This is a genomic window from Hephaestia sp. MAHUQ-44 (assembly GCF_023806085.1).
Classification (GTDB): Bacteria; Pseudomonadota; Alphaproteobacteria; order Sphingomonadales; family Sphingomonadaceae; genus Sphingomonas.
On sequence record NZ_JAMSLX010000034.1, the window covers coordinates 1 to 2,513 of the forward strand.

At 66.5% G+C, this 2,513-nt stretch carries 3 protein-coding genes; all 3 read right to left on the minus strand.

Going from position 1 to position 2,513, the window contains the following annotated elements; translation table 11 throughout:
* Positions 1-25 precede the first annotated feature (25 nt).
* Positions 26-1,564, minus strand: coding sequence for an IS66 family transposase (tnpC, locus tag NFE57_RS16530; RefSeq protein WP_417439188.1), 1,539 nt, complete (start codon positions 1,562-1,564; stop codon positions 26-28).
* A gap of 62 nt (positions 1,565-1,626) precedes the next feature.
* A complete protein-coding gene (tnpB, locus tag NFE57_RS16535; protein WP_252136688.1) occupies positions 1,627-1,974 on the minus strand; it encodes an IS66 family insertion sequence element accessory protein TnpB in 348 nt (115 codons plus the stop codon).
* Positions 1,971-2,390 (minus strand): IS66-like element accessory protein TnpA, encoded by a 420-nt coding sequence (gene tnpA, locus NFE57_RS16540; RefSeq protein ID WP_252136689.1) that lies wholly within the window; start codon positions 2,388-2,390, stop codon positions 1,971-1,973. Before tnpA ends, tnpB begins: the two co-directional genes overlap by 4 nt.
* Positions 2,391-2,513 lie beyond the last annotated feature (123 nt).

Consider the following 2,513-nt stretch of genomic DNA (forward strand, 5'->3'; position numbering starts at 1 on the left):
GTAAGCGTGGCCTGGAGGCCGCGGTTCAGGCGGCTTGAGCGATGGGCTGATCGACAGGTGGCTGCCAATTCCATGGGAGCAGTTCGTCCCAGCGGGTGGCGGGCCAATCGGCTGCGATCTTGCTGATGACGTCGGCGATATAGGCTTGCGGTTCGAGTCCGTTGATCTTCGCTGTCTCGATGACCGAATAGATGGCGGCGGCGCGTTCACCGCCTGCTTGGGAGCCGGCGAACAGCCAGTTCTTCCGGCCGATTGCGATGGGGCGGATCGCGCGCTCGGCGATATTGTTGTCAATCTCGAGGCGACCATCGTCGAGGAAGCGGGTGAACGCATCCCAGCGCTTGGTGCCGTAGCGGATCGCCTTGGTCGTCGGCGATTTGGGCGCCAGCTTCCTGAGCGCGTCATCGAGCACGACGCGAAGCGCCGTCACCAGCGGTTGCGACCGCGCTTGGCGGGTGCTTCGTCGGACATCGGCCGGCTGACCGCGGATCTCGGCTTCGATCGCGTAGAGCTGGCCGATACGGTCGAGGAGGTCAGTGGTGAGCGCGGTCGGCTGCTGCTTGTGGCGCTCGAACAGCTCGCGGCGAAAATGCGCCCAGCAGGCGACCTCCGACACGCGATTACCGGCATAGATGCCGTTGAACCCGGCATAGGCATCGGCCTGGAGGAAGCCGGCGAAGGTGGCGAGCTCGCGCTTGGGATGGATACCGGCGCGGTTGGCGGTGAAGCGGTACCAGACGAGCGGCGGCGTGGCGGCGCCCGATGCGCGATCGTCGACGACATAGGTCCACAGCCTGCCGGTCGCGGTCTTGCCGCTGCCCGGAGCGAGCACCTTCACCGGCGTGTCGTCGGCGTGGATCTTGGTCGCCTTCAATCCTTCCTCGCGGATGCGCTTGACGATCGGATCGAGCAGATGCGCGGCTTGGCCTGTCCAGCCGGCGAGCGTCGACCGGTCGATCTCGACGCCTTGCGCCGCCATCATCTCGGCCTGCCGGTAGAGCGGCAGGTGGTGGTCGAACTTGGCGACGATGACGTGCGCGAGCGTACCGAAGGTCGCTTTGCCGCGCGGACAAGGCTTAGGTGGCGCGGGTGCCTGGACGATCGCCTCGCAGGCGCGGCAGCTATACTTGGGGCGGATATGACGCACGACGCGCCAACTGATCGGCACGACGTCGAGCATCTCGTCGGCATCGGCGCCGAGCCGGCGCAGCGCGCCGCCGCATGATGGGCATGCGCAGGTGCCGGTGGTGGGTTCGTAGATGACCTCATCGCGCGGGAGATGCGGCGGCAGCGAGCGGACTGGCGCTGGGCGTTCTGGCTTGGCGACGATATCGGGCGCGCGGGCGTCGGCGCTGGCCGCTTCTGCCTCATACTCTTCGAGCGCCAGCTCGAGCTGCTCGATCTCACGCGCCAGCTTCTCCGACGAGGTGCCGAAGGTCATCCGGCGCAGCCGCGCAAGCTGGGCGCGGAGCATCGTGATGACGCGGTCGCGGGCATCGATCTGAGCCTGCAGGCTGGCGATGCGCGCGTCCCGATCGGGAGGGGAAACGGTCTCATCCGACACGCTGAACTTTTACCTGATCGGCATCGAAAATGCGAGCGAAAACGGCTCAATCCTGCGGATTATCAACCCGCGAGCGCGGGCTGCCAGGTCCGTTCGGGGCGCCGCCAGTCGACGCCTTCGAGGAGCATCGAAAGCTGCGACGCGGAAAGATGCGCGACACCTACCTGCGTCATCGGCCAAACGAACTTGCCGCGGTCGATCCGCTTGGAAAACAGACATAGCCCCTGGCCATCATGCCAGAGCAGCTTGACGAGATCGCCGCGCCGCCCCCGAAACGCGAACACGGCGCCGGAGTGCGGGTTCTGCTGCATGACCTCCTGCGCCATCACCGCAAGACCGCACATCCCCTTGCGCATATCGGTCACCCCGCAGGCGAGCCACACCCGCGTCGTCGGCGGCAGCGCGATCACCGATCGAGCACTGACAGCACGCGCCCGAGCGCTTCGGCATCGACCGACGCATCGACGCTTAGCCTGATCCCGCTCGGCAACTCGATCGCGATCCTGCCCGACGTCTCCGGGATCCCCGGTCGCAATAACGCCGGTGGCGGCGCCGCAACCGGATCGGCGATGCGCACCTCGGCGAACGAAGCGCCTGTCTCATCCGTCGGATGCGGCAGCGTCTTCGGCGGCCGATCGAGCAACAAACCCGCCATCGCGTTGCGGCGCCAGGTATAGAGCAGCCCGCTCGTCACCTCGTGGCGCTCCATCGCCGAGCGCACCGATCCACCCGGGCCGAAAGCGTCGCGCAGCATCGCCAGCTTCTGCTCGACGGTCCAAAACCGTCGCCCCGATACCCGGGCGATCACCTCGATGCGACCGGCCATACGACTACTCGTATGACTACTCTCATCCGCTATGACTTCCTGATCCAACGCGCCGCTCCGCTGCCAGCGACAAGCATCGCAGCAATCCCCTCAGCGGCAAGGCGGCCTACAGAACACGCTTAC

What these genes read in the sequence shown, in the direction of transcription:
- tnpA (WP_252136689.1), bottom strand. Translation starts at nt 2,390, where the DNA reads ATGGCCGGTCGCATCGAGGTGATCGCCCGGGTATCGGGGCGACGGTTT.